Below are 26,331 nucleotides of genomic sequence, written 5' to 3'. Positions count from 1 at the left end.
CGATGGAAATCCGATACCTCTTTCACAGCGGGTTCGCCGTCGACACGGGCGCGCACCTGCTGATCTTCGACTATTACAAGGACACGCCGCGCGGCGGGAAGCTCGCGGACGGCGTGATCGACCCGGCGGAGATTTCCGGCCGGGACGTCGTCGTGTTCGCCTCCCACAGCCACGGCGACCACTACAGCCCCGTCATCTTCGGCTGGCGCGGGGCGCTCCCCCGCGTGCGGTACGTCCTGTCGGACGATATCCGGACGCGGGAGGAGGCGTTCCGGATCGGCCCCGGGGAGACGCTCGACCTCGGAGACCTCTCGGTGCGCGCGCTGCGCTCGACCGACGCGGGGGCCGCCTTCCTCGTCAGGACGGACGGAAAGACGGTTTTTCACGCGGGCGACCTCAACTGGTGGCACTGGAACGGCGAGACGGATTCCTACAACGCGCGGATGGCGCGCGACTACCGGCGTGAGATCGACACCCTGCGCGGGGAGAAGATCGACCTCGCCTTCCTGCCCGTCGACCCGCGCCTGGAGGACAAGTACCTCTGGGGGATCGACTATTTCATGCGCGCGGCGGGCGCCGATATGGCGGTGCCGATGCACCTGTGGGAACAGTACGGCCTCATCGGCCGCCTGCGCGCGGAGGAGACGGCCGCGCCCTACCGCGCCCGGATCGCGGGCTACTCCCGGCGCGGGGAGCGGGTGACGCTGTGAAAAGGCCGGCGCCGGAGGATGGAGGCGGAGGCATGTGGGAGGACGCGCTCTATCTCCGTTCGGTGGAGCTGCGCGCGATCCCGGAGGGGGAGGAGAGCTACGTCTTTTCCCTCCCGATGGTGCGGCATCTCGGGCGGCTGGAATTCCAAAAGCAGGTGACCTTTCTCGTGGGGGAGAACGGCGCCGGCAAGTCGACGCTCATCGAGGCGGTCGCGGTCGGCAGCGGCTTCAACCCCGAGGGCGGCACCCGCAACTTCAGCTTTTCGACGAGCGATTCCCACTCGCCGCTGTGGAAATACCTCTCCGTTGCAAAAGGGCCGCGCCGCCCGCGCGACGGCTTTTTCCTGCGGGCGGAGAGCTTCTATAACGTCGCCACCAACCTCGACGAGCTCAATAAAATCAAGGCGGGCCGCCGCAGCCTCATCGACTACTACGGCGGCAGGTCGCTGCACGAGCAGTCCCACGGGGAGAGCTTCCTCGCGCTGGCGCTCAACCGCTTTTCCCCGCAGGGGCTCTACCTGCTCGACGAGCCGGAGGCGGCCCTCTCCCCCACCGGGCAGATGACCCTGCTCGCGCGGATCTACGCCCTCGCGCGGGAGGGGGCGCAGTTCGTGATCGCGACCCATTCCCCCATCCTCACCGCCTGTCCCGGCGCGGACATCTACCAGCTGACGGGGGAGGGCTTTGCGCGCACCCCCTACCGTGAGACGGAAAATTACCGCCTCACCCGCGCCTTTTTGGAAAATCCCGAGCGGATGCTGCGGTACCTGCTCGCGGAGGAGCCCGGCGGGGACGGCTGACCGTCCCGCCGGGCTCCTGTTTTTTTTGGCCGTCCCGCGGCCCGGACCGAACGGATCATTCGGCCTTTTCCACGGGAAACTGCAGTTCGGTGAGCCAGTCCTCCTCGCTCTCCTTGTTCCAGATGCCGTCGATGTAGCTCTCGCGCGGCGGGCCGGCGAGCCGGTAGCCGTTCTGCTCGATCCACTGGGCGGCGAAGGTGTAGGCGTTCCGCAGGGTCCTGTAGGGCCCCTTGTGGAGGAGGCAGGCCGCCTGCGGCACCCGCGCGATTGTCTGAAATTTGGCGACGTCGCTGTCCTCCTTCCGCTCGGTGACCGCCTGGCAGAGGGAGACGTCGATGTCGTGGTCGCGGTATTCCTCGTAGTGGTAGACGTTGAAGCAGTATTCCGGCTCGGCGCATTTGCAGCCGAGGCGCTCCATCTCGGGCCCGAGCACCTCGGGCATGAGGTGGAAGAGGTCGTCGTAGCTTTGGATGACCGTGCGCAGGTAGGCGACGATGACCTCGGGAAGCTCCTTGATCGTAACGTTGTAATTTTCCATCATCAGGGTTCCTTTCCGCAGGATGTTTTCCACCAGACGCAGCCGCTGGCCGTCCTCCCGGATGCGCGCCGCGAGCTCCCCGCGCTTCAGCTCCAGCAGGGCGCGGATCGTCTCCGGCCCCGCGCCGCCGTCGAGCAGGGCGATGATCTCGGTGAGGGAGAACCCCATCTGCCGCAGCGATTGGATCTGGTTCATCCGCGGGAGCTGGCCGGTCGTATAGTAGCGGTAGCCGGTGAACCGGTCGATGCGGGCCGGCCGGAGCAGGCCGATTTCATCATAGTGGCGCAGCGTCTTGGGGGTGACGCGGCAGATCTGGGAAAACATTCCGATGCTGTACATGGTTTTTTCTCCTTCTTCGCCTCAAAGTGCGCGCAGCTTGTCGACAGGTCCATCATAAGCCTTCCCCCTGGGGCAGAGTCAACCCCTTTTTTGAAAAAAAGAAAACGGAGCGCCTTCCAATTGCCGGAGGGCGTTCCGTTTGCGCTGTTGGGTCAGTTTTCGCCGGGGATCACCGGCAGGAGGATGTGGCTGCACCGGGCCGCGTCGTGGAAGACGGTCTGGCTCGCGACGAGCATCTCGGTGTCGTCGGCGATCGGTTTGCCGGTGTTGTGGTTGGGGAAGATGGAATTTTCCGCCCCGCTGGTGACCTCCACCCGGATGCGGTGCCCCGCCCGGAAGGTGTTGGCCACCCAGCTCATGGGAATCTCATAGCGCACCACCTCGCCGGGGGTGAGCAGCTTCGGCTCCTTGAGGGACTCCCGGTAGCGCGCCCGGAGCACCCCGTCGCTCAGCCGCAGGGAGTTGCCCTCCCCGTCCACCTCGGTGAGCCGGGCCACCCAGTCGGTGTCCGGCCGGTCGGTCGCGGCGTAGAGGACGAAGGAGAGCTCCCCCGCCACCGTCAAATCCTTTTCGAGCGGCGCGGAGGTGTAGACGAGCACGTCGGGGCGCAGCTCCATCTCCCGGTAGTTTTCCGGCACCATGCACTCGTTCTCGCTCATGTCGATGAGGTGGGGGGCCGGGTCGTTCGGGTCGAAGAGGTAGTGGTCGGCGGGCTCCTCCGCCACGGGCGGCGCGTCCCGCAGGACGCCGTCCCCCAGGCGGGTGTTGGCGGAGCCGCCCCCCGAGAGGTAGTAGGGGACGAGGGCGGATTCCTTCGGCGGCCAGTCGCACGACTGCGCCCAGCGGTTGCTGCCGATGACGTAGTACTCCACCCTCGGGTCCTGCCGCGCGCCGTTCTCCACCCCCTTGAGGAAGCGGTCGAACCAGCGGATATACTGGTAGAAGAGGTCGTAGCGCACCGCGCGCACGCCGTAGTCGATCCCGTGGATGTCCCGCGAGACGTTGAACTGGTGCCGCCACGCCCCGAGAATCATCCGCTGGTCGGGCCGGCCCATGCGCCGGTTCATGCGCCACGCCTGGCTGGTGCCGGTGCCCACGTCGTCGAACCAGCCGGAGACATAGAGGGTGGGGACGTTGATCTTGTCCGCGAAACGCTCCCAGTTGGAGCGTTCCCAATAGTCGTCCATGCTCTCGTGGTCCATCCACTCCCGCCAGCAGGGGATCTCCTTCCCCAGCGCCCTTTGGGGGATCTCCCGGATGGGCAGGAGCTTTACCACGTCCGCCCAGTCGTCCCGGTCCATCTGGGCCTGCTCCATCCGCCGGCCGGACATCGAGAAGAGCCACGCCAGCGTCCCCGAGCAGAGGATGCCGTTGCGGTGGGGGAACTCATAGGTGGGAGTGCCGCCCGTGACCTGGCTGATCATGGCCTTGAGGTTCGGGTGGCCGCTGGCGGCGGCGTTCCACTGGACGATGGCCAGGTAGGACGCGCCGATCATGCCGATGCTGCCGTCGCACCAGTCCTGCGCGGCGATCCAGTCGAGGGTGTCCTTGCCGTCGTCCATCTCGTTGACGATCGGGCTCCACTCCCCGCCCGACTCCTCCCGGCCGCGGGTGTCCTGAATGACGAGGGCGTAGCCGTAGTGGATGAAGGGGTGCATGATGATCTCCCGGGGCTTGCCGTAGCAGGTGCGGATGAGCACCACCGGAAAGCGTGTCTGGGGGGCGGGGCCGTTCCGCGGCAGGTAGACCGCGGTGGAGAGGGTGACGCCGTCCCGCATGGGCACGTCGAAGGTTCCCAGGCACCGCTTGCCCCAGACCGGCTGGGAGAGCAGCGGGTCCCGGTGGTCCCGCAGGGGGGTGACCCCCTCGAAGCCGTCCTCCACGAGCACGTCGATCCGCTTTTGGAGGACGCCGATTGCGGCCACCGCCCGCCCTTCGCAGAGGACGTAGTCGACCGGGTGGACCCCCAGCCGCCGGACCCACAGCCGGGCGCCGGAGCCCGCCGTGTAGGGGGAATCGACCTCGGCGTAATCCGCCGGGTCGAACGGCCGCTCCCCCCTGGCGGCGGCGGAGAGGAACTCCCACGCTGCGATGCGGTCGGGGTATTGGAAGCTCTCCCTCTGGGGCGCGAAGGGGGCGTAGGGGCCCCACTCCATCGTCTCCAAATCCCGTGTGCGGCAGAGGATCTCCCCGCCGCGCGTGAGGAACCCGGCGATCGCGACGCCGAGGTTATAATAAGTATAGCTGCGCTCTGTCATATCCGTGCCCCTTTCCGGCCGTCCGTTATTGGAACCACTGGCGGTAGACCCGCAGGAAATTGCCGCCGTAGACCTTTTCGATCCGCCGCGCGCTCCAGCCCCGGCGGAGCAGCTCCTCCGTCAGCCTGGGAAGCCCGGCGTGGGTGCCGAGGATGTCGAAGGCGCGCACGTCGTTGCCGCCCACGACAAAGGAGGCCCCGGGCGCGAGGATCTTCTCCGCAAAGTCGAAGCCCAGGCCGAGGCAGTCCTCGCCGCCGACCCGGACGATCTGCTCCATGTGGTCGGCCAGCCGCCCGAGGGTGGCCTCCTCCGCCGACGCGCCCACGAGGGAGCTGACCCCGTTGATGCCGATGACCCCGCCGGTGGCGGCGATCGCCTCGATCTGCCGGTCGGAGAGGTTGCGGGGGGTGGGCAGGAGGCTGCGGGTGTTGGAGTGGGAGGCGATGACCGGCCGGTCGGAGAGCTTCATCACATCCGCGAAGCCCTCGTCGTTCAGGTGGGAAACGTCGATCAGCATCCCGAGGGAGAGCGCCTTTTCCACCAGCCGGTAGCCGAAGGGGGAGAGCCCCGACTTCTGCCCCTGCGGCTCGTCGCTGTAGAGGGCGCCGTCCGCGGCAAGGTTGCGGCGGCTCCAGCAGAGCCCCACCATCCGCACGCCCAGCTCATAAAAGACCGGCAGCAGCTCCTCCTCGTTTCCGAGCGGCTCCACCCCCTCGAAGGAGAGGAGCAGGGCGATCTTCCCCGCGCCCAGCGCGGCTTCGATCTCGGGATAGCTGCGGCAGAGGGCCAGCTCGGGGGTCTCCCGGAGCTCGGCGTAGAGGGCGCCGACCTGACCCAGCGCCTGGTGCAGGGCCCCCTCGGGCAGGTCCCTGCCGTCCACGAAGAGGGAGGACACCACCACGCGGACGCCGCCCTTCCGAAAGTCCTCCAGATATTCGTCGCGGATCACATGGGTGCGCCCGTTGCGCCGCTTGGCGTAGAGGTCGTAGGCCAGATCGAGGTGGGCGTCGACGATGGGGATTCGCTGATGCAGGGCCTCCAAAGATTCCATAGCTGTTTCTCCCTTTTTTTCAAATTCGCCGGACCGTTAAAGCAGGAACCCGCCGCCGAGCGGGTCCTCCGGGTCGAGCAGGTATTGGGCGAGGCCGGTGACATAGGCTCGCCCGGTGATCTCCGGGACGATCGCGGGGTAACCGCCCTGCGCCGTGTCCTCGGCGGCCACGCCGGTGAAGAGGGTGCCGAGGATGCTCTCGTGCACATAGGGCTTCCCCAGCGGAAGCTCCCCTCTGGCGCGCAGGAGGGCCAGCTTGGCGCTCGTCCCGGTGCCGCAGGGGGAGCGGTCGATCTGCCCGTCCCCGAAGACCACGACGTTGCGCGCGTCGGCGCGCGGGTCCCGCGCGGGGCCGCAGAATTCCACGAGGTCGACCGTGCGGATGTGGGGCAGGAGCGGATGGGCGATCCCGCCGGCCGCGTTGAGCGCGTCCCGGATCTCCGCCCCGCGGGCGGTGAGCCGGTCCTTGTCCGCGGCGTCGAGCGCCACCCCGGCCTCCTCCGCCTCCACCAGCGCGAAAAAGTTTCCGCCGAAGGCGATGTCGGCGTGGACCGTCCGCCCGTCCGAAAGGGCCACGGGGACCCCCTCCCGGTAGAGGAAGGCGGGGACGTTGCGCACCGTCACCTCCCGCACCCGGCCGTTGTGGAGCTTCGCGCGGGCGCGGATGAGGCCGCTCGGGGTGTCGAGGGTGACGTCCGCCTCCTCCCCCGCGCAGGGGACCATGCCCGTCTCAAGCAGGGCGGTGACCACCCCGATGCTGCCGTGGCCGCACATGTTGAGGTAGCTGCCCGAATCCATGAAGACCACCCCGGCGTCCGCCTCCGGGCGGCAGGGCGGCAGCAGGAAGGCGCCAAACATGTCCTTGTGGCCGCGCGGCTCGAAAAGGAGCATCCGGCGGACATGGTCCAGGCGCTCCTGCAAATAAGCCCGCTTTTCCGCCATCGTCGCGCCGGGGACGGCGGGCATCCCGCCGGTGACGATGCGGGTGGCCTCCCCCTCGGTGTGGGTGTCCACGGCGGTAAACATCCGGCTTGCTATCATAAACTGCTTCCTCTTTTCCAAAACGGTCCGGCCGCCGCGGCTGCGGCGGCCGGAAGGTCGGCGGTCATTATTTCATCTGGGGGTCGAGCGCGTCGCGCAGGCCGTCCCCGAGCAGGTTCAGGGCGAGCACGGTGATCATGATGCTCAGCCCCGGGAAGAGGACGAGATGGGGCATGTAGCGGATGAACTCGCGGCCCTCCGAGAGCATGGCCCCCCACTCGGGCATGGGCGGGGCGATGCCCAGCCCCAAAAAGCTCAGCCCCGCGGCGGTGATGATCACCTCGCCCACGCCCAGCGTCGCCTGCACGATGACGGGCGCGAGGGCGTTGGGGATGATGTGGTGGAGGATGATGCTGAAATGGCTGTCCCCCACCGCCTTGGCCGCCTGCACGAACTCCTTATTGCGCACCGACAGCACCGCCGAGCGCACCACGCGGGAATAGCCGGGCACGAGGGCGAGCCCCACCGCGATCATGATGTTGACGATGCCCGGCCCGAGGCTGGCGACCACGGCGATCGCCAGCAGCATCGAGGGGATGCTCATGAAGACGTCCATCACCCGCATGATGACGTTGTCCAGCCTCCCGCCGAAATAGCCCGACACGGCGCCGATCACGATGCCGGCCGCCATGGCGCAGGCCACCGTCGTCAGCCCGATGGTGAGCGAGATGCGGGTGCCGTAGATCACCCGCGCCAGAATGTCCCGCCCGTAGTCGTCGGTGCCCATCAGGTGCTCCGAGCTGGGGGGCTGGCGCTTGTTGACGATGTCCTGCTTGATGACCTGGTTGTCGTAGTCCACCAGCACGTCCGCGAAGACGGCGACGAACACGAGCATCACGAAGATCACCAGCCCGATCACCGCCTGCTTGTTGCGGAAAAACCGGCGGCAGAATTCCTTAAACGGGCTCTCCTTTTTCTCCTCCCCCTCGGGGCGGGCGGAAAGCGGCTTCTCTGTTTTCACGGTCATACACCTCACTCCCTCAGCCGCGGATCGATCAGGGCATAGATGATATCCACGGCAAGATTCACCAGGCTGAACACGATCGCGATATACACCACGCTGCCCAGCACCAGGGGGTTGTCCTTCATCCGGATGGCGTTGACCATGGCGGTCCCCAGCCCGGGGATGCCGAACACCGTTTCGGTGACCACCGCGCCTCCCAGCAGGGAGCCGAAGTTGATGCCGATGACGGTGATGACCGGGATGATCGAGTTTTTCAGCGCGTGGCCGAGCACCACCCGCTTCTGGTCCGCGCCCTTGGCCCACGCGGTGCGGATGTAGTCCTGGCGGACCACCTCGAGCATGGAGGACCGGGTCATGCGGATGATGACCGCGGCGTTGACGGCGGCGAGCGTGATGGTGGGGAGCACCATCTGCCGGAAGGTGTCAAAGCCGCTGGACGGGAACCATTTGAGGTTGAGGGAAAACGCGATGATGAGCATCATGCCCAGCCAGAAGGCGGGGATGGCGGTGGCCAGCATGGCGAAGATCATGCTGATGTTGTCGAGGATGGAGTACCGCTTCACCGCCGACAGGATGCCGATGGGCATGCCGATCAGCACCGACAGGAACATCCCCGCCAGAGCCAGTTCCGCCGTCTTGGGAAACCGCTCGGCGATGGTCTCCGCGACCGGGATGTTGGTGGCGTAGCTCCGCCCGAAGTCCCCGCGGAGCATGTTCCCCACATACCGCGCGAACTGCACCACAAAGGGGTCGTTGAGGCCCATCTGGTCCCGCAGGACGTCCACCTGCTCCTGGGGGGCCTTTTCGCCCAGAATGAGGCGGGCGGGGTCCCCCGGGGTCAGATACATGATGGTAAAGACAATGAGGACGATCCCCAGGATGACGGGGATCAGCATCAGTATCCGTTTCAGGACAAATTTCAGCATGTCATCACACCTATACAACGGGGGGACGCCGTCCGGGAGCCCGCTTCACAGCAGGGCCCCGGCCGGCATCCCCGATAAATTCATGGGTCCTTCTCAGGGAAGGGGTTCAGGCGAGGGGGTTATTCCCAGCTCCAACTGGCCACGGGATAGTAGCAGTTGTCGATGACCCGGACGCCCTTGAGGCTGTTCTTGGCCGCGAAGTACTGGTTGGGGAAATAGAGCGGGATCTTGTTGGCGTCCTCGTCGGTAATCTTCACGATCTGCTGGTACATCTCGGAACGCTTGGCCGCGTCGTTCTCCTGGCGGGCCTTGACGAGCAGCTCGTCGATGGTGGGGTTGGAATAGACGCTTCCCCAGTTGAAGGGGCCGTCGGACGCGAAGAGGTAGGTGAGCATGTCGTCCGCGTCCGGCCAGTTGAGGCCGCCCACGTAGACTTCATAGTTGCCCACCGCCATCTGCTCGAAGTAGGTGCCCTTCTCGAGCGTCTCGATGCTGGCGGTGATGCCGATCTCCTTGAGCTGGGCCTGGACCACCTGCGCGACCTTCTCGCGGTTCTGGCCGGCGGCCAGCTTGATGGAGCAGGAGAAGCCGTCGGCGTAGCCCGCCTCGGTCATCAGGGCCTTGGCCTTCTCGAGGTCGTAGGGGTTCATCACGGGGTCGTCGGGATTGTAGCCGTCCATGACCTCGTTGAGGGGGCTGTTCGCGAGGACGCCGTCGCCGTCCTGCGCGCCCATGAAGACCTCCTCCTTGTTGATCGCGTATTTGACCGCCTGGCGGACCTTCTCGTTGTCAAAGGGGGCCGCCTGGGTGTTGAAGCCGATGTAGGCGATGGTGGCGCCGGGGGCCGAATAGAGGTTCAGGTTGGGGTCCGCCTCAATGGTCGGGGCGTCGATGGGGGCGCTGTTGGGCAGCGCGTCGATCTCGCCGTTCTGGAGCGCGACCAGGGCGGTGCTGGTGTCGGGGAGCACCCGGTAGGTGACGTTCTTGATCGCGGGAGCCTCGCCGTGGTAATCCTCGTTGTAGGCGAGCACCACATTGTCGCCGGAGGACCAGCTGACGAACTTGTAGGGGCCGGTGCCGACGGGGTTGCGGCCGTAGTCCTCGCCCGATTCGGTGACGGCCTTCTCATTGACGACGCCGAAGAAGCTGCCGCCGAGGTTCATGAGGAAATTGGCGAAGGGGACCTTGAGGGTCACGACCAGCGTGGAGTCGTCGGGGGCGTCGACCTTGTCGATCGAGGCGCAGTAGGAGGCGGTGGCGGGCTCCACCATGGCGCGCTCGATGGTGAACTTGGCGTCGGCGGCGGTGAAGGGCTCGCCGTTGTGGAACTTGACGCCGCTCTTCAGGTGGAAGGTATAGACCATGTTGTCGTCGCTGATGTCCCAGCTTTCGGCCAGTCCGGGCCGGATGTCGCTGGAGCAGGCGCCGTCGCTCTCGACGAGCGTGTCGTAGATGTTGTACATGACCATCATGGCCGTGGCGTCCAGGGTGACCTGCGGGTCGAACCCGGTGGGGTCGGCGTTCATGGCCACGATGACCGAATCCTTTTCGCCGCTGGGCGCCGCGGGAGCGGCCTCCCCGCCGGGATTGGTTCCGGCGCTGTCCCCGCCGCAGGCGGTGAACAGGGAAAGAACGAGCATGACGACCAGAGCTAAACTGAGAAGTCTCTTCATTGGGCTTTCTCTCCTCCACAATTTTGTTTTGAGTTGAAAAACGAAGGCGCGTTGGCCGGGTCCTTACACTTTTCCACTTTGATGTGATTATACCCTCCCGCCGGAAAACTGTCAATAAATATACGGGATTTCTGCAAATGGGAGGCGCGGCGGGAGGACGTTTCGGGTGCTGTTATGGGGTTTTAACAATGCATGTGAAAAAATTGGTTCCTGCAATTGGGAAAACATTATATGACATAAATTTACAAAAATACCAATATGAAGCATATTGCGCATTGTAATTGAAGGAAATCCCCGAAATGCTTTGCAAAAGTTTTAGGGCTTTAGTTGACGAAATCCCGCCGCCTTGCTATAATGATGGACAATATAAAATGCATAAATGTACGCTCCCGGCGTGCATATATACCGGCCGGCGCGTTCCCTCGCGGACACGCCCGGCGCGGGAGGTAGGAGGTCCTGACCATGAGCAGCCTGTTGGAAGTCTCGCATTTGAAGGTGCTGTTCCACACCCAGCAAGGGGACGTGCCCGCGGTGGACGACGTGAGCTTTCAGGTGGAGGAGGGGGAGACCCTCTGCATCGTGGGGGAGTCGGGCTGTGGCAAAAGCGCCACGGTCCAGGCCGTCATGAAGCTGGTGCCCACCCCTCCGGGGGAATACGCGGGCGGGAAAATTCTGCTGGAGGGGCGGGACCTGCTCCCCCTCTCCACGAAGGAAATGATCCCCATCCGCGGGCATGAGATGTCGATGATCTTTCAGGAGCCGATGACCTCCCTGAACCCGGTGAAGACGATCGGAAGCCAGGTGGGGGAGGTGCTGGAGATCCACCGGAGGGACCTCTCCGCCCGGGAGATCCGCGCGCAGGTGGAGGAGAAGCTTTCCCTCGTGGGGATCCCCGATCCCGCCCGGTGCGCCGCGTCCTATCCGCACCAGCTTTCGGGCGGCATGCGCCAGCGCGCCATGATCGCCATGGCGCTGGCCTGCGAGCCCAAAATCCTCATTGCCGACGAGCCGACCACCGCGCTTGACGTGACCATCCAGGCGCAGATCCTCGACCTCATCCGCCAGCTCAAGGAGAAGACCGGCATGACGGTGCTGCTCATCACCCACGACCTGGGGGTCGTGGCGGAGATGGCCCAGCGGGTGCTGGTGATGTACTCGGGCAAGGTGGTGGAGCAGGGGGAGGTCGGCGCGCTCTTCCGCGCCCCGCTGCACCCCTACACCGAGGGGCTTCTCGCCTGCCTGCCGCGCGTGGACCAGGACGAGGAGGAGCTCTACACGATCCCGGGGCAGGTGTCCAACCCGGCGGACTTCCCCAAGGGCTGCCGGTTCCATCCCCGCTGCCCCTACCGCCAGCAGATCTGTAAGGAAATTTCCCCCGAGCTCCGGGAGGCGGACGGCCGGCTGGTGGCCTGCCACTTCCTCCCCGGGGAACGCGTCAGGAGAGAGGAGGAGGCATTATGACGGCACAAAACTCCGCCGCCGGGCAGGGGGCACAGGCGCCCCTGCTGGAGGTCCGGGACCTGAGCACCTACTTCCCGGTCTACGGCGGCGCGCTTTCCACCGTCAAGGGCTACGTCCACGCGGTGGACGACGTCTCCTTTACGGTGAACCAGCACGAGACGCTCGGGCTGGTGGGGGAATCGGGCTGCGGCAAGAGCACCCTCATCCGCAGCATCCTGCTGCTGGAAAAGCCCACCAAAGGGCAGATTCTCTTTGAGGGGCAGGATATGCAGGCCATGAAGGCCGCCCAGCTGCGGCACCTGCGCCGCAATTTGCAGATCGTCTTCCAGGACCCCTATGCCGCGCTCGACCCGCGCATGACGATCGGACAGATCATCGGCGAGCCGCTGCGGGTGCACGGGGAGGCCGACGCCGCCCAGCGGGAGCGGCAGGTGAAGGAGCTCCTCGAGATGGTGGGGCTCCAGCGCGGGTATTACCACCGCTATCCCCATGAGTTTTCGGGCGGGCAGCGCCAGCGGGTGAGCATCGCCCGGGCGCTGGCCCTGCGGCCCAAGCTCATCCTCTGCGACGAGCCGGTGTCCGCGCTCGACGTCTCCATCCAGTCGCAGATCCTCAACCTGCTGCGCAGTCTCCAGTCGGAGTTCGGGCTCACCTACATCTTCATCTCCCACGCCCTCAACGTGGTCCGCTACGTCTCCGACCGGGTGGGCGTGATGTACCTGGGCAAGCTGGTGGAGCTGGCGCCGGTGAAGGAGCTGTACACCACCCCCCGCCACCCCTATACGCGGGCGCTGCTCTCCGCCATCCCCATCCCCGACCCGACCGTCAGCCGGGAGCGGATTTTATTGCAGGGCGACCTGCCCAACCCCAAGAGCCCGCCGGCGGGCTGCCGGTTCCACACCCGCTGCCCCTTCGCCGCCGACGAATGCCGCGCCTCCGAACCGGCGCTCACCGAGGTGGCGCCCGGGTGCCAGGTGGCCTGCCACCGGGCGGTCCGCGGGGAGATCTGAGAGAAAGCGCCCCCTTCCGGGAAGGGGGCGCTTTTTGCGCGCGGAATCATTGTGCGCGGGGCGTTTCCGTGGTAAACTAGAGGGCAGTGAAACGGGGGTGGAAGGATGGACGGACACAGGCGGGCGGATATCCGGCCGGGGATGCTGGTGGATATCGTGCTCAAAAAGGACCAGCCGACCGGCAGGCGCACGCGCGGCCGGGTCGGGCGGCTGCTCACCAAAAGCGGCACCCATCCGCACGGCATCAAGGTGATGCTGGAGGACGGCCAGGTGGGCCGGGTGCAGGAGATCATCGGGGAGGAGAGCGAATGAGCGTTCTGTTTTTGGAATATCCCAAATGCGGCACCTGCCAAAAGGCGAAGCGGTGGCTCGACGAAAACGGCGTGGACTACGCCGACCGGCACATCGTCGGGGAGAATCCCACGGCGGAGGAGCTGCGGGAGTGGTCGGCGCGCGCGGGCGTGCCGGTCAAAAGGCTCTTCAACACGAGCGGGATGAAATACCGCGAGCTGGGGCTCAAGGACCGCCTGCCGGAGATGGACGAGGAGGCGCTTTTCGCCCTGCTCGGGACCGACGGGATGCTCGTCAAACGCCCGCTCGTCGTGGGAGCGAATTTTTTGCTGGCGGGTTTCCGTCCGGCGGAATGGGAGAGGCTGTTAACATGACGGACAAGCTCTACGAGGAGGACGCCTACCTGCGCGAATTCGAGGCGGAGGTGACCGGCTGCGTCCCGGCAGAGGGGAGCTGGCTCGTGACCCTCGACCGGACGGCCTTTTACCCCGAGGGGGGCGGCCAGCCGGCCGACACGGGAACCCTCGGCGGCGCGCGGGTGCTCGACGTACATGAAAAGGAGGGCGAAATCCTCCACACGACCGACGCGCCCCTTCCGGTGGGCGATCGGACGGCGGGCGCGATTGACTGGGAGGCGCGTTTTTCGCGGATGCAGCAGCACACCGGCGAGCACATCGTCTCGGGCGTCATCCACCGGCTTTTCGGGCTGGACAATGTCGGCTTCCACATGGGGCGCGACGCCGTGACGATCGATTTAAACGGCGAGCTGACGGCGGACGACCTTACGCGGGTCGAGCGGCTGGCCAACGAGGCGGTGTGGGAAAACCTGCCCGTCGGGGTGGAATACCCCGCCCCCGAGGCGCTTGCCGCGCTCGACTACCGCAGCAAGAAGGAGCTCACCGGCCGGGTGCGCATCGTGACGGTGCCGGGCAGCGATGTGTGCGCCTGCTGCGGCACCCATGTGCGGCGCACGGGCGAAATCGGCGTCATCAAGCTGCTGACGAGCCAGAGGTACAAGGGCGGCGTGCGGGTGTGGCTGCTCTGCGGGGACCGCGCGCTCACCGATTACAACGAGAAGAACGCGCAGGCCTACGCGGTCTCGGGGATGCTCTCCGCCAGGGTCGGGGAGCTCGCCGGGGCGGTGGAGCAGATGCAGGCGGAAAACGACGCGCTGAAGCTGCGCGCCGCGCGTCTTCAGGAGGAGCTCTTCCGTTACCGCGCCCGCGAGGTCGAGGAGGGCGCGACCTACGCCCTCCTCTTCGAGGACGCGATGGAGCCGCCCGCGCTGCGGCGGTTCTGCCTCGCGCTCTGTGAGCGGTGCGGGGTGGCGGCGGTCCTCTCGGGGAGCGAACGGGAGGGCTGGAAATACGCGGCGGGCAGCGCGCACAGCGACGTGCGCCCGCTCGGCAGGGAGCTGAACGCCGCCTTCTCGGGGCGCGGCGGCGGAAGCCCCGAGCTCGTACAGGGGACCCTCTCGGGCAGCCGGGAGGAGATCGAAAACTTTTTCAGGAGCAGGGTATGAACATTCAGATTTTCGGCAAGGCCAAGTGCTTCGACACCAAAAAGGCCGAGCGCTATTTTAAGGAGCGCGGCGTCAAATTCCAGAGCGTCGACCTCATCCGCTACGGCATGAGCAGGGGGGAATTCGAGAGCGTCCGGCGCGCCGTCGGCGGCGTGAAGGCGCTCGTCGACGAGAAGTCGAAGGACTACGACAAGTCCTTCATCGCCTACCTCGCCGGGGAGGAGAACATCGCGGACAAGCTGATGGAATACCCCTCGGTGCTCAAGACCCCCATCGTCCGAAACGGAAAGCAGGCCACCGTCGGCTACTGCCCCGACGTGTGGAAGGAGTGGACCTGAGGGCGCTCCGGGCGGAAAACAACGCGCCCGCGGGCGCGTGCGCGGCGCAGCCGCGCGGTTTTCCGCCCCGGCCCCGCGGCGAACGCCAGGGGAGCCTTGCGGCCGCCCCTTTGGGCGGCCGCCGGTAAAAGGAGGGAAACGGAATGGAAGCATCCGAGCGGTTCGAGGCGGTCATGGCGGACGGCGCGCGGATCGTCTGCCGGATTTTCGGCGGCGGGGAGCGCGCGCTGCTGCTCCTGCACGGCAACGGTGAGGACCACACCTGCTTTCAAAAGCAGGTCGCGGCCTTTTCCGGACGCTTCCGGGTGATCGCGATGGACAGCCGCGGACATGGGGAGTCGTCCGCCGGCAGCGGCGTGACGATCGCGAAGATCGCGGAGGACGCGGCGGCGGTGCTCGGCGCGCTGGGTATTGAACGCGCGTCGGTCGTGGGGTTCAGCGACGGCGCGAACGCCGCCCTCGGCCTCGCGCTCTCCCACCCCGGCATGGTGGAAAAGCTGGCGCTCGCGGGCGCGAACCTTTTCCCGGCGGGGGTGAAGCCCCGGTTCCAGCTCCCCGCCGAGCTGGAATACCGCGCGCTGCGCCTCTGCGGGAGGTTCAGCGAGCGGCTGCGCCGCCGCGCGGAGATCGTCGGCCTCATGGTCGAGGAGCCCCGCTATACCCCCGGGATGCTCGGCGCGATTACCGTGCCCACGCTGGTGCTTGCGGGCGACCGCGACCTCATCAGGCCGGCGCATACGGCGCTCATCGCCGCGTCGCTCCCGCATGCAAAGCTCGTGACGATCCCCCGCTCCGACCACTGGATCTTCGACCGCCAGCCGGTACGGGTCAACCGGGAGATTTTGGCCTTCCTCGGATGAAAAAGCGCCCCGGCAAAGCCGGGGCGCTTTCGCATGTCCTCGCGGACTATTTTTCCTCGCGGATTACTTTTCCACCGGGAAGCAGATCTCCGTCACCCAGTTTTCGGGGTTGGGGTCCATGGCGGGGCTCACATGGTAGATATTGAACATCGGGCCGCTGATCCGCCAGCCGCCCGCGTCAATCCATTCGCCGATCGCGGCGCAGGCGTCGGAGACGCTGGCGTAGCTGCCGCGGATGACGCAGGAGGCGACCTTCACGGCCGGGACCTCCTTAAAGCGGACGTGCTCGGTGTCGTGATAGCTGCCGGTGACCGCCGTGCGGATTTCCACGTCGACGTCCGACTCCTTGAACCCCTCGTCGAAGAAGACGGCGATGGCGTAGGCCGGGGAGGCCATCTGGACATGCTGGCCGGCCGTTTCGCCGTAGAGCCGCTGCCAGAGGTCGCCCTCGCGGTCGTAGGAGGGCATCGTGTCGCGCAGGCTCATAACCTGCATGGCGGGGATTTCCTTGAGGGTTACATCGTACTTCATACTGTTATCGTCCTTTCCCAATCGTTCGATGGTGTTTTCGAGGATCGCGAGCCGGGCGCCGAGGTCCCGCGATTCCTCCCGCATCTGGGAGAGGCGTACCGCCAGGTAGCGGCGAAGGCTTTCCGCATTGTCGTACTGCGCGAGGATCTCCCGGATCGTCGCCAGCCCGAACCCCATCGACTTGAGGGCCTGGATCTTACCCGCCGCCTCCAGCTGCCTTGCACTGTAGTAGCGGTAGCCGGTGAAGGAATCCACCGTCTCGGGGGCCAGCAGACCGATCTCATCGTAGTGGCGCAGCATCTTGATGCTGATCATCGTCAGCTTGGAAAATTCGCCGATCTTGAACATGTTACGTCCTCCCGTCTGTTTTTGAGCTCACCGTCAGCTTACACCATCCCACAGTGGGAGAGTCAATAGGAAACTGCAAAATTTTTTCAAGCCGCCCCGCGTCCCTGCTTCCTCTTCATCCCTCGTTCCGCTCCCTTCCCACCCCGCGTCCCCACTCCCGCGACCACCGTTAAAAGGCGGCGGCCGGCCGGGATCAAACGTTTTGAAGGGTGGCGGGGAACTTTTCCAAAAGTTCCCCGCCTTACAAAAGTTCCCCTCCTCACGCATCCTTTATGAGAAAGACGGGCAGGGGCGGGTCGTTGGGGCGGTTGCAGAAGTCGGCGACGACCACCGTAAAGGCGCGGTGATCGATCGTGCGCAGGTAGGCGAGCAGGGCGTCCCGCTCGGCGTAGCCGGTATCCCGGCCGTAATAGATGATGAGGCTCATGACCCCGCGCGGCTTTAAGAGCGTAAGCCCCGCTTCGATGGCGGCGATGCTGCTTTCGGCGCGGGTGTTGACGCTGTGGTCGCCGCCGGGCAGCCAGCCGAAGTTGAAGACGATGCAGTCGACCGACCCCGGCGCGGCGTAACGGGCCATATTGGCGTGGCTGTCCAGGACGACGCGCGCAAAACCGGAGCACCCGCGTTCCCCGATGAGGGCGCGGGTGCTTTCCACCGCCTCGGGCTGGATGTCGAAGGCGAGCACCTTCCCCGTCTCCCCGACGAGGGAGGCGAGAAAGACGGTGTCGTTGCCGCGCCCTGCGGTCGCGTCGATGCAGAAGGCGCCCGGCCTCACATGGGATTCGATGAACTGGTGCGCCACCTGAAGGGCGCCGAACGGTCTTGACATGGGAAACTCCCTTTCTATGTAGTTGCAGGATTCGGGAAAAGGCATTACAATAAAAAAGAACCGAGGGGAGGGAACAAATATGCGCTTCGACGAGCTGGTCTACGCCGTCGTGCGGCAGATCCCGCGCGGCCGGGTGGCCTCCTACGGGCAGGTCGCGCTGCTCTGCGGCAACCCGCGCGCCTCCCGCGCGGTGGGCTGGGCGCTGCGCCGCAACCCCGCCCCGGGGGAGGAGATCCCCTGCCACCGGGTCGTGAACCGCGAAGGGCGGCTCGCGCCCGCCTTCGCGTTCGGCGGGCCGGACGCCCAGCGGAGTCTGCTCGAGGCGGAGGGCGTCGCGGTGGACGATGAGGGCTTTGTGGATATGGAACGGTACGCGTGGTACGGGCCTACAGAACCACCTGGTCGTTGATGACGAGCCCGAACCGCAGGCCGAGCCGCTCGGCCGCCTTGCGGCAGAGGAGCATGCGCTGGAGGAAGATCTCAAAGTAGTCCATCACCGCGGCGCTCGCGGTGTCGATGCGGATGCGCAGCGTGATCATGGACTTGTCGGGGGAGATCTCGGTGGAGGCCTCCTCGACGGCGTAGTTGACCCGGTCGTGGATGTCGAAGGTGGCCATGTCGCGGTTGCGCACACGGGAACGGCGCACGTCGGTCTTGTCGGCCAGGATGAGCGCGGCGGCCACCGCGTCGACCGCGACGGCGGTGCCCTCGTCGTGGTTGCCGATGGCGCTGATGATCGTGGCGGTGTCCTCCGCGTCCGCGCCCAGCTTGTCGAGGATGCGGAAGGCCATGACCGCGCCGCTCTGGGCGTGGTCGGCGCGGTTGATGACGTTGCCGATGTCGTGCAGGTAGCCCGCGATCTGCGCGAGCTCCGCCGTGCGCTCGGGATAGCCGAGCGTCAGCAGGATCTCCCGCGCCTTCCTGGCCACCTTGGTCACATGCGCGAAGCTGTGTTCGGTATAGCCCAGCACCCGCAGCGCGTCGTCCGCCTTGCGTATGTAGGTCTTGATGGATTCGTTATGGGCGATCTGGTCGAATGTTACCATGGTTACGTCCTTTCGTTTTTTGTTTCATGGAATCATTCTATCCCGAATGCGGGGCAAATACAATTGCGGCGGCGCGGATTTTATAAAAATTTTACAGGAGGGCGAACGATGGGACCGACCTGTTACACGGTGACCCGCATCGACGGGGATTACGCGGTCATGGTGACCGACGGAGGGATCGAAAACACGGTGGCGATGGCGCTGCTTCCGCCCGAGACGGACGAGGGCGTGCGGCTCGTATGGGAGAATTTCACCTACCGGGCGGCCGAATGAAGGTGATCGCGCGGACGCCTCGCCTGCTCCTGCGGGAGCTTTCGGAGGAGGACCTCGGCTCGCTCGGCGGGACGCTGATGGACGCCGAGGCGATGGCGGCGCTCGGCGGGGCGATGGACCGGGAGCAGGCGCTGACCTGGCTGCGCCGCCAGATCGGCCGGTACCGGACGGGGGAGCCCGCCTGCTGGGCCGTCGAGGAGCGGGAGACGGGGACGCCGGCGGGGCTGGCGGGCTTCGCCCGGATGCCCACCCCGCTCGGGGAGCTGCACGAGCTTGGCTACATCCTGCGCGCCGACCGGCGGGGACGCGGCTACGCGTCCGAGGCGGGCCGCGCCTGTCTGGAATACGGGTTCGGGACGCTTGGGCTGCCCCGCGCCTGCGCGGTGATCCGTGTGGGGAACGCCGCGTCGGAGCGGGTGGCCCGTCGGCTCGGGATGCGGTATGTCCGGGAGATGGAATTCCGGGGGGCGCCGCATGGGCTCTGGCTCGTTTCCCGGGAAGATTTGTCCGGCAGAGGTTGTTTTTCGCGGGAAACCGTACTATAATGGTAGAGATTCAATTCAGGAGAGGAAGAGACGGGACATGTACAGCTTTAAGAACGATTACAGCGAGGGCGCGCACCCCCGCATCATGCAGGCGCTGCTCGACACCAACCTCGACCAGACGGACGGCTACGGCACCGACCCGCACTGCGAACGCGCGCGGGCGCTCATCCGGGAGAAGATCGCCTGCCCGGAGGCGGACGTGCATTTCCTCGTGGGGGGCACCCAGGCCAACCTGACGGTCGTGGCGGCGGCGCTGCGCCCCTACCAGGCGGTGGTCGCGGCGCACACGGGACATGTGTGCGTGCATGAGACGGGCGCGATCGAGGCGACCGGCCACAAGGTGGTGTCGATGCCCTCGCCCGACGGCAGGCTCACCCCCGCCATGGTGGAGGAGGCGTGCGGCCTTCACACCGACGAACACATGGTCCAGCCGAAGATGGTCTACATCTCCGATTCGACAGAGGTGGGCACCCTCTACCGGAAGGCGGAGCTCGAGGCGCTGCACGATACCTGCCGGGCGCTGGGGCTCTACCTCTTCCTCGACGGGGCGCGGCTTTCGGCGGCGCTCACCGCAGAGACGAACGACCTCTCCCTGCCCGACCTCGCGCGGCTGTGCGACGTCTTCTACCTCGGCGGGACCAAGTGCGGGGCGCTCTTCGGCGAGGCGGTCGTCATCGTGAACGACGCGCTGAAGCCCGATTTCCGCTACCTCATCAAGCAGCGGGGCGGCATGCTCGCCAAGGGGCGGCTGCTCGGCATCCAGTTTGAAAGCCTCTTCGAGGACGGCCTCTACCTCGAGCTCGGCGCGCGCGCCAACCGGCTGGGGATGCGGATGAAGCGGGCGATCTCCGAGGCGGGCTTTTCCTTCGCGAGCGACTCGTACACCAACCAGCAGTTCGCCGTTCTGCCCGACGCGCTGGTGGAGGCGCTCGGCGGGCACTACAAGTTTGAACGAAACGGCAAGCCGGACGCCGGACACACCGTCGTGCGGTTCGTGACCTCGTGGGCGACCGACGAGACGGCGGTCGAGCGGTTCGCCGCCGACCTGCGGCGGCTGGCGAGCGGGGCGGAATGACCGCACAGCCGAAAGGCCGCCTGCAAAGCGCCGGGGCGGTCGTGCCGCTCGCGGTGCTCGCCACCTTCCTGTGGGGCACGGCGTTCCCCTGCGTCAAGCTGGGGTACCGGCTCTTTGCGATCGAAAGCGGCGGGACCGCCTCCCAGATGCTCTTCGCGGGGACGCGGTTTTTGCTGGCGGGGGCGCTGACCCTCGTGTTCGGCGCCGCGGCGGGCCGGCGCGCGCCGCTGCCCGCGCGGAGGAATTACGGCGGCGTCCTGCTGCTCGGGCTCGTGCAGACGACGGCGCAGTACGTCTTCTTCTATGTCGGCCTCGCCAACACGACGGGCAGCCGCGGCTCGATCATCGACGCGTCCGCCGCCTTCATCGGCGTCATCCTCGCCCACTTTCTCTGCCGGGGGGACCGCATGACCCGCCGCAAGGCCCTCGGCTGCGCGGCCGGGTTCGCCGGGGTGGTCGTGCTCAACCTCGGCGGCGGGCTGGACGGGGCGTTCGCCTTTACCGGCGAGGGGTTCATGCTGCTGGCCGCCACCTCCTCCGCGCTCGGCGCGGTGGTGAGCGCGCGCGTCGCGCCCGGCAACGACCCGATGGCGGTCACCGGCTGGCAGCTGCTGGCCGGCGGCGGCGTGCTCTTCCTCATCGGCGCGCTCGGCGGCGGGCGCATCCGCCCCACCGGCGGCGCGGCCTGGCTCCTGCTTTTCTATCTGGCGGCGCTCTCGGCGGTGGCCTTCACCATCTGGACGCTGCTGCTCAAATACCATCCGGTGGCGCGGGTGAGCATCTTCAACTCCCTCATCCCCGTCTTCGGCACCCTCTGTTCGGGGCTCTTCCTGGGCGAGGAGATCTGGAATGTCCGGAACCTCGCGGCGCTGCTGCTCGTCTGCGCGGGCATCTGCATCGTGAACGGCGCGCCCGGCCCCGCATCCTCTGTGAAAGCGTGAAAGCCATGTTCGACCTGCTCATCAAAAACGGAACCGTCGTCGACGGCAGCGGCGCGCCCGCCTTCCCGGCGGACGTGGCGGTGTCGGGCGGCGTGATATCGGCGGTGGCGCCGGGAATTTCCGCACCGGCCGCGCGCACGGTCGACGCGTCGGGACGGCTCGTCACCCCCGGCTTCATCGACATCCACCGGCACGCCGACCTGAACCTCTTTACCGAAGGCTTCGGCGCGCCCGAGCTGCGGCAGGGGCTCACGACGATCGTCAACGGCAACTGCGGGCTGTCGGCCGTGCCCTGCCCCGCCGCGCGGCGGGAGGAGATTCTGCATTTCCTTTCGCCGGTCGTGGGGGACGCGGACGGCGCGCCCCGCTTCGGGGGCTTCGCGGAATACATGGCGCTGGCGGAGCGGGCGCCGCTCCCGCTGAACGTCGGCATGTGCGTCGGCAACGGAACGGTGCGCGCCGCAGTGCGCGGCTACGGGGAGGGGCCGCTCTCCCCCGGCGAGCTCGCGGCCGCGCGGGACCTCCTGCGCGGCGCGCTTTCGGACGGCGCGCTCGGCGTGACGCTGGGCGTCGTCTACGCGCCGGAATACAACTACGACGCGGACGGCTTTGCCGAGGTGCTCTCCCCGATGCGGGAATTTCCCGTGCCGCTCGCCGCCCACGTCCGCGGGGAGGGGGACCTCCTCCACGAGTCGCTGTACGAGGTCATCGGGATCGCGCGGCGGCTGGGGACGCCGCTGCACGTCAGCCACCTCAAGTGCATCGGCAGGCGCAACTGGGGGCGCGGGGCGAAGCGCGCGCTGGAGATCCTCGAGGAGGCGCGCGCCCGCGGGCTGCGGGCGGACTGCGACGTCTACCCCTACACCGCCGGGTCGACCCAGCTCCTCCAGATCCTCCCGCCCCACTTTCTTGAGGGGGGCGCGCCCGGCGTCATCGGCCGCCTGCGGGAGCCCGCGCGCCGGGAGGAGCTGCGGGGGATTTTCGCGGGCCCGTCCGACCGATTTGAAAACCTCGTCTACCTGGTCGGGTGGGAGAACATCCGCTGCACCTCGATGCGCCGTCCCGAAAACCAGCCGTTCATCGGCAAATCGGTGGCGGAGATCGCCCGGAGGAGGGGGCAGGACCCCTGCGACTGCGCCTGCGACCTGCTGGCCGCCGAAGAGTGCGACGTCGCGATGATCGACTTCATCACCTCGGAGGAGGACGTCCGCACGATCCTGCGCTCTCCCATGAGCTCGGTGATCTCCGATTCGGTCTACCCCTCGCGGGGGGTGCCCCATCCACGGCTCTACGGCGCCTTTCCCAAGGTGCTGATCGACTATGTGCGGGAGAGCCCGCTGCTGACGCTCGAGGAGGCGGTTCACAAGATGACCGCCAAGCCCGCCGGGGTCTACCGCCTCGGGAGCAAGGGCCTGCTGCGGGCGGGCTTTGACGCGGACATCAACGTTTTCTCCCTTGAAAACCTGAAAAACCCCGCCAGCTATGAGCACCCCGCGCAGTACGCGTCCGGCTTCGACTATGTGTTCGTGAACGGCCGGGCCGCCGTCGACCACGACGAGCTGACCCGCGCGCCCGCGGGCAGGCTGCTGAGGCGGGCATGAGGGCGGCGCGGGAACAGCGGCCGCCGGCCCTGCCGGCGGAGCCGAAGCTGGAACGGGAGCTTTCGGAGGGCCTGCTCGAGGAGGAACCGGGAAGGTACGCCTTGGGGGAGGCAGACGCGGTGAGCGGGCTTCTCTTCCGCGGCGTTTTTCCGGGACTCGACTTCGAGGAGGCGAGCTTCGAGGGCTGCGTCTTCGAGGGGATGCGGCTGACCGGGGCGGACCTCTCCAAAACGGGACTCACCGACCTGGTTTTCCGGCGGTGCGACCTCTCGAACGCCAGCTTCTCAAAGGCGGCGCTCACGCGGGTGCGGTTCGACGACTGCAAGCTCGTGGGCGCGGACTTCTCCGAGGGGGTGCTGCGGGACGTGCGCTTTTCCCGGTGCAGCCTGCGGTACGCGCAGTTTTTCCAGGCGGGGCTGCGCGCGGTGCGGTTCGAGGGGTGCGACCTCTCGGGCGCGGCGATGCAGGAGCTGAAGCTGCGGGACCTCACCCTTTCGGAATGTAAGCTCGCCGGGGCCGAGCTCTTCCACACGAAGCTCGCGGGGGTGGACTTCACCACCTGCGAGACGGACGGGCTCGTCGTCGCGGCGGAGGACCTGCGGGGCGGCGTCTTTACCGCCGCGCAGGCGGTGGGGCTGGCAAGGCTGCTCGGCATCATCATCAAATAGCGATATCTGCGGATACCATACAGGAGGAACAGCATGGAGGACGTACTATTATCATTACAGGAGATCTGCAAGGCGTTTGGGGAGACCGAGGCGCTCGCGGGGGTCAGCCTCGATGTGCGCGAGGGGGAATTCCTGACGCTGCTCGGGCCCTCCGGCTGCGGCAAGACCACCACCCTGCGGATCATCGCGGGGCTGGAAAGCCCCGACAGCGGCCGTGTGCTGCTGCGGGGGGAGGACATGACCGGCTGGGAGCCCAACCGCCGCCCGGTCAACACGGTGTTCCAGAGCTACGCGCTCTTCCCGCACATGAACGTGGCGAAAAACATCGGCTACGGCCTGCGGCTCAAAAAGACGCCCAAGGAGGAGATCCGCCGCCGGGTGGACGAGATGCTCGGCCTCGTGCAGCTTCCCGGCTTCGGCGGGCGGATGCCCAACCAGCTTTCGGGCGGGCAGCGGCAGCGGGTGGCGATCGCGCGCGCGATCGTGAACGACCCGGCGGTGCTGCTGCTCGACGAGCCGCTCGGCGCGCTCGATTTGCAGCTGCGCCGCCAGATGCAGACCGAGCTCAAATCGCTGCAAAAGGATCTGGGCATCACCTTCATCTACATCACCCACGACCAGGAGGAGGCCCTCAACATGAGCGACCGGATCGGCATCATGAACGAGGGGCGCATCCTCCAGCTCGGCAAGCCGGACGAGATCTACGAGCGGCCCCAGACGCGGTTCGCCGCCGAGTTCATCGGGCAGAGCAACATCTTCACCGCCGAGGTCGCGGGGCGGGAGCCGGACGGCACGCTGACGCTGCTCTACGCGGGCGGCGTCGTCAAGGCGTGCGGCGAGGGGACGCCGGGCGAAAGGGTGACCCTTTCGGTGCGCACCGAGCGCATCCGGTTCGGCGAAGAATGCCGCTACGGGTTCGCGCTCACCGGCATTGTCCGGGCGCACAGCTATACCGGAGGCATGCTGCGCACGACCCTCGGGCTTTCCGACGGGCAGGAGCTGATCGTGAGCGGCATGGGCGGCGGGGGCGACCGCGCCGAGGTCGGCGAGACGGTGCACATCTACTGGAAGCCCGCCTGCGCCGCCATCGTGGAAAGGGGCGACCAGCATGAAGCGCGCGCGTAAGGGGCGCGGCTTTCCCGCCGCGGGCATCCCGTTCCTCTTGTGGACGGCGTTTTTCGTCGCCATCCCGCTCATCTATATCCTCTGCATGAGCTTCATGAAGCGCGCGGCCACCTGGGGGGTCGTCGCCGAGTTTTCGCTCGGCAGCTACGCCAAGATGCTCTCCCCCGCCTACCTGCGCGTCTTCGGGGAAAGCCTCTGGCTGTCGGTGCTCACCACCGGCTTTACGCTGCTGCTCGGCTATCCGTTCGCCTATTTCACGGCGCAGCTCTCCCCCAAGCGGCGCTCCCTCGCGCTGCTGCTCGTCATCGTGCCCTTCTGGACCAACTCGCTCGTGCGCATCTACGGGTGGATGATCCTCCTGCGCAGCCAGGGGGTCGTCAACGCCCTGCTCATCGCGCTCGGCGTCATTGACACGCCGCTTAAACTCCTGTATAATTTTGGGGCCGTGCTGGTCGGCATGGTGTATGCCCTGCTGCCCTTCATGATCCTGTCCGTCTACAACTCGATCTCCAAGCTCGACCCGTCGCTCACCGAAGCGGCGCGCGATTTGGGCGCGGGCAAGTGGCGCGCCTTCTGGAGCGTCACCGTGCCGATGACCCGGGCGGGCATCATGGCCGGGTGCGTGCTCGTCTTCATCCCGTCGGTCGGGCTCTTCTTCATCTCCGACCTGCTCGGCGGCGCAAAGACGATGCTGCTTGGAAACCTCATCAAAAACGAACTGCTCACCGCCCGCAACTGGCCGATGGGCGCGGCGCTTTCGGTCGTCATGATGGCCGCCACCCTGCTGGTGATCGGCCTCTACCAGAAGCTGTCAGGTGAAAAGAGTCTGGAGGGGATCGTATGAGGCGGCGGTCCAAAATCCCCGAAATCTATGTGACGCTCCTGCTCATTCTCATGTACCTGCCGATCCTGGTCGTCGTGGTCTACTCCTTCAACGACACCAAGCTCTTTAGCTGGGAGGGGTTCACCTTCTCCTGGTACCAAAAGCTGCTCCACAACCGAAACATCATTACAGCCTTCTTCAACAGCCTCGAGCTCGCGGCGCTCAGCAGCCTGTCCGCCTCGGTGCTCGGCACCGTCGGCGCGGTGGGCATCGCGGGCAGGCATTTCCGCGGCCGCGGCGCGCTCGAAAATTTTTCCCTCATCCCCATCATGGTCCCCGAGATCATTCTCGGCATGGCGTACCTCGCGTTTTTCTCCTTCCTGCGCCTGCCCTTCGGCATGCTGACGCTCGTGCTCGCGCACACCACCTTCTGCGTGCCGTATATCTTCATCAACGTCAAGGCGCGGCTCGCCGGGCTCGACCCCGCCATCGGAGAGGCCGCCCGCGACCTCGGCGCGTCCGCGCCGCGCGCCTTCTTTGACATCACCCTGCCGCTCATCGCGCCCTCCATCCTGTCGGGCGCGCTGCTCGCCTTTGCCATGAGCATGGACGACGTGGTCATCAGCTTTTTTGCCACCGGCGCGCAGACGAGCACCCTTCCGCTGCAAATCTATTCGATGCTCAAGATGGGCGTCACCCCTGAAATCAATGCCCTGTGCACCCTCATGAGCATCGAATAGATTT

General features: G+C 66.5%; 29 protein-coding genes. 19 read left to right on the top strand and 10 right to left on the bottom strand.

Annotation, left to right across the window (positions count from 1 at the left end):
- Positions 1–2 precede the first annotated feature (2 nt).
- Positions 3–710, top strand: coding sequence for an MBL fold metallo-hydrolase (locus tag ACZO3G_RS04590; protein ID WP_276872565.1), 708 nt, complete (start codon positions 3–5; stop codon positions 708–710).
- Positions 711–742: 32 nt separating this feature from the next.
- Positions 743–1,510 carry an AAA family ATPase gene (locus tag ACZO3G_RS04585; RefSeq protein ID WP_276872566.1) on the top strand — a complete coding sequence of 256 codons (768 nt, stop codon included), beginning with the start codon at positions 743–745 and terminating at the stop codon, positions 1,508–1,510.
- Positions 1,511–1,565: 55 nt separating this feature from the next.
- Here the strand turns inward: ACZO3G_RS04585 and ACZO3G_RS04580 are convergent, their stop codons facing one another.
- The 7 genes from ACZO3G_RS04580 to ACZO3G_RS04550 all read right to left on the bottom strand — a co-directional run bounded on the left by ACZO3G_RS04580 (position 1,566) and on the right by ACZO3G_RS04550 (position 10,300).
- Positions 1,566–2,387, bottom strand: a complete 822-nt coding sequence (locus ACZO3G_RS04580; RefSeq protein ID WP_121586688.1) for a MerR family transcriptional regulator — start codon at positions 2,385–2,387, stop codon at positions 1,566–1,568.
- Positions 2,388–2,539: 152 nt separating this feature from the next.
- The gene (locus ACZO3G_RS04575; RefSeq protein ID WP_276872567.1) at positions 2,540–4,645 is read right to left on the bottom strand and encodes a CocE/NonD family hydrolase; all 2,106 of its coding nucleotides are present in this window, start codon (positions 4,643–4,645) and stop codon (positions 2,540–2,542) included.
- 25 nt (positions 4,646–4,670) lie between these two features.
- Positions 4,671–5,696, bottom strand: coding sequence for a dipeptidase (locus ACZO3G_RS04570; RefSeq protein WP_276872568.1), 1,026 nt, complete (start codon positions 5,694–5,696; stop codon positions 4,671–4,673).
- Between the two features lie 36 nt (positions 5,697–5,732).
- Positions 5,733–6,737, bottom strand: a complete 1,005-nt coding sequence (locus tag ACZO3G_RS04565; protein WP_101552955.1) for a proline racemase family protein — start codon at positions 6,735–6,737, stop codon at positions 5,733–5,735.
- Between the two features lie 67 nt (positions 6,738–6,804).
- The gene (locus ACZO3G_RS04560; protein WP_101552957.1) at positions 6,805–7,704 is read right to left on the bottom strand and encodes an ABC transporter permease; all 900 of its coding nucleotides are present in this window, start codon (positions 7,702–7,704) and stop codon (positions 6,805–6,807) included.
- 5 nt (positions 7,705–7,709) lie between these two features.
- Positions 7,710–8,627 (bottom strand): ABC transporter permease, encoded by a 918-nt coding sequence (locus tag ACZO3G_RS04555; protein WP_101552959.1) that lies wholly within the window; start codon positions 8,625–8,627, stop codon positions 7,710–7,712.
- Between the two features lie 119 nt (positions 8,628–8,746).
- Positions 8,747–10,300, bottom strand: a complete 1,554-nt coding sequence (locus ACZO3G_RS04550; RefSeq protein ID WP_101552962.1) for an ABC transporter substrate-binding protein — start codon at positions 10,298–10,300, stop codon at positions 8,747–8,749.
- A 462-nt stretch (positions 10,301–10,762) separates the two neighbouring features.
- Between ACZO3G_RS04550 and ACZO3G_RS04545 the strand changes: the two genes are divergently transcribed.
- From ACZO3G_RS04545 to ACZO3G_RS04515, 7 genes are all read left to right on the top strand, one after another.
- Positions 10,763–11,761, top strand: a complete 999-nt coding sequence (locus tag ACZO3G_RS04545; protein WP_276872570.1) for an ABC transporter ATP-binding protein — start codon at positions 10,763–10,765, stop codon at positions 11,759–11,761.
- Positions 11,758–12,771, top strand: a complete 1,014-nt coding sequence (locus ACZO3G_RS04540) for an ABC transporter ATP-binding protein (protein ID WP_276872571.1) — start codon at positions 11,758–11,760, stop codon at positions 12,769–12,771. The genes ACZO3G_RS04545 and ACZO3G_RS04540 overlap by 4 nt, the downstream gene beginning before the upstream one ends.
- 105 nt (positions 12,772–12,876) lie before the next feature.
- Positions 12,877–13,083: a YwbE family protein gene (locus ACZO3G_RS04535; RefSeq protein ID WP_101552969.1), complete on the top strand. Its 207-nt coding sequence runs from the start codon at positions 12,877–12,879 to the stop codon at positions 13,081–13,083.
- Positions 13,080–13,436 carry an arsenate reductase family protein gene (locus ACZO3G_RS04530; RefSeq protein ID WP_276872572.1) on the top strand — a complete coding sequence of 119 codons (357 nt, stop codon included), beginning with the start codon at positions 13,080–13,082 and terminating at the stop codon, positions 13,434–13,436. Before ACZO3G_RS04535 ends, ACZO3G_RS04530 begins: the two co-directional genes overlap by 4 nt.
- On the top strand, positions 13,433–14,584 hold the full coding sequence (locus ACZO3G_RS04525; RefSeq protein WP_276872573.1) for an alanyl-tRNA editing protein: 1,152 nt from the start codon (positions 13,433–13,435) through the stop codon (positions 14,582–14,584). The genes ACZO3G_RS04530 and ACZO3G_RS04525 overlap by 4 nt, the downstream gene beginning before the upstream one ends.
- On the top strand, positions 14,581–14,922 hold the full coding sequence (locus ACZO3G_RS04520; RefSeq protein ID WP_101552975.1) for an arsenate reductase family protein: 342 nt from the start codon (positions 14,581–14,583) through the stop codon (positions 14,920–14,922). Before ACZO3G_RS04525 ends, ACZO3G_RS04520 begins: the two co-directional genes overlap by 4 nt.
- 143 nt (positions 14,923–15,065) lie before the next feature.
- Positions 15,066–15,782: an alpha/beta fold hydrolase gene (locus ACZO3G_RS04515; RefSeq protein ID WP_276874295.1), complete on the top strand. Its 717-nt coding sequence runs from the start codon at positions 15,066–15,068 to the stop codon at positions 15,780–15,782.
- A 63-nt stretch (positions 15,783–15,845) separates the two neighbouring features.
- On the opposite strand, the gene ACZO3G_RS04510 is transcribed toward ACZO3G_RS04515, so the two are convergent.
- Together ACZO3G_RS04510 and mnmM are read right to left on the bottom strand one after the other, a co-directional pair.
- Positions 15,846–16,661 (bottom strand): MerR family transcriptional regulator, encoded by an 816-nt coding sequence (locus tag ACZO3G_RS04510; RefSeq protein ID WP_101552977.1) that lies wholly within the window; start codon positions 16,659–16,661, stop codon positions 15,846–15,848.
- A 259-nt stretch (positions 16,662–16,920) separates the two neighbouring features.
- Positions 16,921–17,490: a tRNA 5-(aminomethyl)-2-thiouridylate-methyltransferase MnmM gene (mnmM, locus tag ACZO3G_RS04505; RefSeq protein WP_121586677.1), complete on the bottom strand. Its 570-nt coding sequence runs from the start codon at positions 17,488–17,490 to the stop codon at positions 16,921–16,923.
- Between the two features lie 79 nt (positions 17,491–17,569).
- Between mnmM and ACZO3G_RS04500 the strand changes: the two genes are divergently transcribed.
- Positions 17,570–17,899, top strand: coding sequence for an MGMT family protein (locus tag ACZO3G_RS04500; protein WP_101552982.1), 330 nt, complete (start codon positions 17,570–17,572; stop codon positions 17,897–17,899).
- Here the strand turns inward: ACZO3G_RS04500 and ACZO3G_RS04495 are convergent.
- Positions 17,877–18,536, bottom strand: coding sequence for an HD domain-containing protein (locus tag ACZO3G_RS04495; protein ID WP_101552984.1), 660 nt, complete (start codon positions 18,534–18,536; stop codon positions 17,877–17,879). The two genes, ACZO3G_RS04500 and ACZO3G_RS04495, sit on opposite strands and share 23 nt — an antisense overlap.
- Before the next feature lie 108 nt (positions 18,537–18,644).
- Between ACZO3G_RS04495 and ACZO3G_RS04490 the strand changes: the two genes are divergently transcribed.
- The 9 genes from ACZO3G_RS04490 to ACZO3G_RS04450 are packed head-to-tail and all read left to right on the top strand — an operon-like array spanning position 18,645 to position 26,327.
- A complete protein-coding gene (locus ACZO3G_RS04490; RefSeq protein ID WP_276874290.1) occupies positions 18,645–18,809 on the top strand; it encodes a hypothetical protein in 165 nt (54 codons plus the stop codon).
- The gene (locus ACZO3G_RS04485; RefSeq protein ID WP_276874287.1) at positions 18,806–19,354 is read left to right on the top strand and encodes a GNAT family N-acetyltransferase; all 549 of its coding nucleotides are present in this window, start codon (positions 18,806–18,808) and stop codon (positions 19,352–19,354) included. The genes ACZO3G_RS04490 and ACZO3G_RS04485 overlap by 4 nt, the downstream gene beginning before the upstream one ends.
- 37 nt (positions 19,355–19,391) lie before the next feature.
- Positions 19,392–20,429, top strand: a complete 1,038-nt coding sequence (locus tag ACZO3G_RS04480; protein WP_101552989.1) for a threonine aldolase family protein — start codon at positions 19,392–19,394, stop codon at positions 20,427–20,429.
- Positions 20,426–21,370, top strand: a complete 945-nt coding sequence (locus tag ACZO3G_RS04475) for a DMT family transporter (protein WP_277138587.1) — start codon at positions 20,426–20,428, stop codon at positions 21,368–21,370. Before ACZO3G_RS04480 ends, ACZO3G_RS04475 begins: the two co-directional genes overlap by 4 nt.
- 5 nt (positions 21,371–21,375) lie before the next feature.
- Positions 21,376–22,971: an N-acyl-D-amino-acid deacylase family protein gene (locus tag ACZO3G_RS04470; protein ID WP_276874380.1), complete on the top strand. Its 1,596-nt coding sequence runs from the start codon at positions 21,376–21,378 to the stop codon at positions 22,969–22,971.
- Positions 22,968–23,639, top strand: coding sequence for a pentapeptide repeat-containing protein (locus ACZO3G_RS04465; RefSeq protein ID WP_276874382.1), 672 nt, complete (start codon positions 22,968–22,970; stop codon positions 23,637–23,639). The genes ACZO3G_RS04470 and ACZO3G_RS04465 overlap by 4 nt, the downstream gene beginning before the upstream one ends.
- Before the next feature lie 33 nt (positions 23,640–23,672).
- Entirely contained in the window at positions 23,673–24,764 is a 1,092-nt protein-coding gene (locus ACZO3G_RS04460; RefSeq protein ID WP_121586670.1) for an ABC transporter ATP-binding protein, read from the top strand.
- Positions 24,748–25,608 carry an ABC transporter permease gene (locus ACZO3G_RS04455; protein WP_276874385.1) on the top strand — a complete coding sequence of 287 codons (861 nt, stop codon included), beginning with the start codon at positions 24,748–24,750 and terminating at the stop codon, positions 25,606–25,608. The genes ACZO3G_RS04460 and ACZO3G_RS04455 overlap by 17 nt, the downstream gene beginning before the upstream one ends.
- Positions 25,605–26,327 carry an ABC transporter permease gene (locus tag ACZO3G_RS04450; RefSeq protein ID WP_486846849.1) on the top strand — a complete coding sequence of 241 codons (723 nt, stop codon included), beginning with the start codon at positions 25,605–25,607 and terminating at the stop codon, positions 26,325–26,327. Before ACZO3G_RS04455 ends, ACZO3G_RS04450 begins: the two co-directional genes overlap by 4 nt.
- The last annotated feature ends 4 nt before the right edge of the window (positions 26,328–26,331 follow it).

It is taken from the genome of Anaerotruncus sp. (assembly GCF_057433415.1).
The sequence above is the reverse complement of the archived record's forward strand: the minus strand, read 5'-3'. Positions and strand labels throughout refer to the sequence as shown.

Excerpts from the sequence above, each read along its gene's own strand:
- ACZO3G_RS04585 (WP_276872566.1), top strand. The coding sequence starts at position 743 with ATGTGGGAGGACGCGCTCTATCTCCGTTCGGTGGAGCTGCGCGCGATC.
- ACZO3G_RS04565 (WP_101552955.1), bottom strand. The coding sequence starts at position 6,737 with ATGATAGCAAGCCGGATGTTTACCGCCGTGGACACCCACACCGAGGGG.
- ACZO3G_RS04525 (WP_276872573.1), top strand. The coding sequence starts at position 13,433 with ATGACGGACAAGCTCTACGAGGAGGACGCCTACCTGCGCGAATTCGAG.
- ACZO3G_RS04580 (WP_121586688.1), bottom strand. The coding sequence starts at position 2,387 with ATGTACAGCATCGGAATGTTTTCCCAGATCTGCCGCGTCACCCCCAAG.
- ACZO3G_RS04570 (WP_276872568.1), bottom strand. The coding sequence starts at position 5,696 with ATGGAATCTTTGGAGGCCCTGCATCAGCGAATCCCCATCGTCGACGCC.
- ACZO3G_RS04495 (WP_101552984.1), bottom strand. The coding sequence starts at position 18,536 with ATGGTAACATTCGACCAGATCGCCCATAACGAATCCATCAAGACCTAC.
- ACZO3G_RS04510 (WP_101552977.1), bottom strand. The coding sequence starts at position 16,661 with ATGTTCAAGATCGGCGAATTTTCCAAGCTGACGATGATCAGCATCAAG.
- ACZO3G_RS04500 (WP_101552982.1), top strand. The coding sequence starts at position 17,570 with ATGCGCTTCGACGAGCTGGTCTACGCCGTCGTGCGGCAGATCCCGCGC.
- ACZO3G_RS04575 (WP_276872567.1), bottom strand. The coding sequence starts at position 4,645 with ATGACAGAGCGCAGCTATACTTATTATAACCTCGGCGTCGCGATCGCC.
- ACZO3G_RS04530 (WP_276872572.1), top strand. The coding sequence starts at position 13,080 with ATGAGCGTTCTGTTTTTGGAATATCCCAAATGCGGCACCTGCCAAAAG.
- ACZO3G_RS04490 (WP_276874290.1), top strand. The coding sequence starts at position 18,645 with ATGGGACCGACCTGTTACACGGTGACCCGCATCGACGGGGATTACGCG.
- ACZO3G_RS04520 (WP_101552975.1), top strand. The coding sequence starts at position 14,581 with ATGAACATTCAGATTTTCGGCAAGGCCAAGTGCTTCGACACCAAAAAG.
- ACZO3G_RS04560 (WP_101552957.1), bottom strand. The coding sequence starts at position 7,704 with ATGACCGTGAAAACAGAGAAGCCGCTTTCCGCCCGCCCCGAGGGGGAG.
- ACZO3G_RS04590 (WP_276872565.1), top strand. The coding sequence starts at position 3 with ATGGAAATCCGATACCTCTTTCACAGCGGGTTCGCCGTCGACACGGGC.
- ACZO3G_RS04480 (WP_101552989.1), top strand. The coding sequence starts at position 19,392 with ATGTACAGCTTTAAGAACGATTACAGCGAGGGCGCGCACCCCCGCATC.
- ACZO3G_RS04475 (WP_277138587.1), top strand. The coding sequence starts at position 20,426 with ATGACCGCACAGCCGAAAGGCCGCCTGCAAAGCGCCGGGGCGGTCGTG.
- ACZO3G_RS04470 (WP_276874380.1), top strand. The coding sequence starts at position 21,376 with ATGTTCGACCTGCTCATCAAAAACGGAACCGTCGTCGACGGCAGCGGC.
- ACZO3G_RS04515 (WP_276874295.1), top strand. The coding sequence starts at position 15,066 with ATGGAAGCATCCGAGCGGTTCGAGGCGGTCATGGCGGACGGCGCGCGG.
- ACZO3G_RS04465 (WP_276874382.1), top strand. The coding sequence starts at position 22,968 with ATGAGGGCGGCGCGGGAACAGCGGCCGCCGGCCCTGCCGGCGGAGCCG.
- ACZO3G_RS04455 (WP_276874385.1), top strand. The coding sequence starts at position 24,748 with ATGAAGCGCGCGCGTAAGGGGCGCGGCTTTCCCGCCGCGGGCATCCCG.
- ACZO3G_RS04460 (WP_121586670.1), top strand. The coding sequence starts at position 23,673 with ATGGAGGACGTACTATTATCATTACAGGAGATCTGCAAGGCGTTTGGG.
- mnmM (WP_121586677.1), bottom strand. The coding sequence starts at position 17,490 with ATGTCAAGACCGTTCGGCGCCCTTCAGGTGGCGCACCAGTTCATCGAA.
- ACZO3G_RS04550 (WP_101552962.1), bottom strand. The coding sequence starts at position 10,300 with ATGAAGAGACTTCTCAGTTTAGCTCTGGTCGTCATGCTCGTTCTTTCC.
- ACZO3G_RS04545 (WP_276872570.1), top strand. The coding sequence starts at position 10,763 with ATGAGCAGCCTGTTGGAAGTCTCGCATTTGAAGGTGCTGTTCCACACC.
- ACZO3G_RS04540 (WP_276872571.1), top strand. The coding sequence starts at position 11,758 with ATGACGGCACAAAACTCCGCCGCCGGGCAGGGGGCACAGGCGCCCCTG.
- ACZO3G_RS04535 (WP_101552969.1), top strand. The coding sequence starts at position 12,877 with ATGGACGGACACAGGCGGGCGGATATCCGGCCGGGGATGCTGGTGGAT.
- ACZO3G_RS04485 (WP_276874287.1), top strand. The coding sequence starts at position 18,806 with ATGAAGGTGATCGCGCGGACGCCTCGCCTGCTCCTGCGGGAGCTTTCG.
- ACZO3G_RS04555 (WP_101552959.1), bottom strand. The coding sequence starts at position 8,627 with ATGCTGAAATTTGTCCTGAAACGGATACTGATGCTGATCCCCGTCATC.
- ACZO3G_RS04450 (WP_486846849.1), top strand. The coding sequence starts at position 25,605 with ATGAGGCGGCGGTCCAAAATCCCCGAAATCTATGTGACGCTCCTGCTC.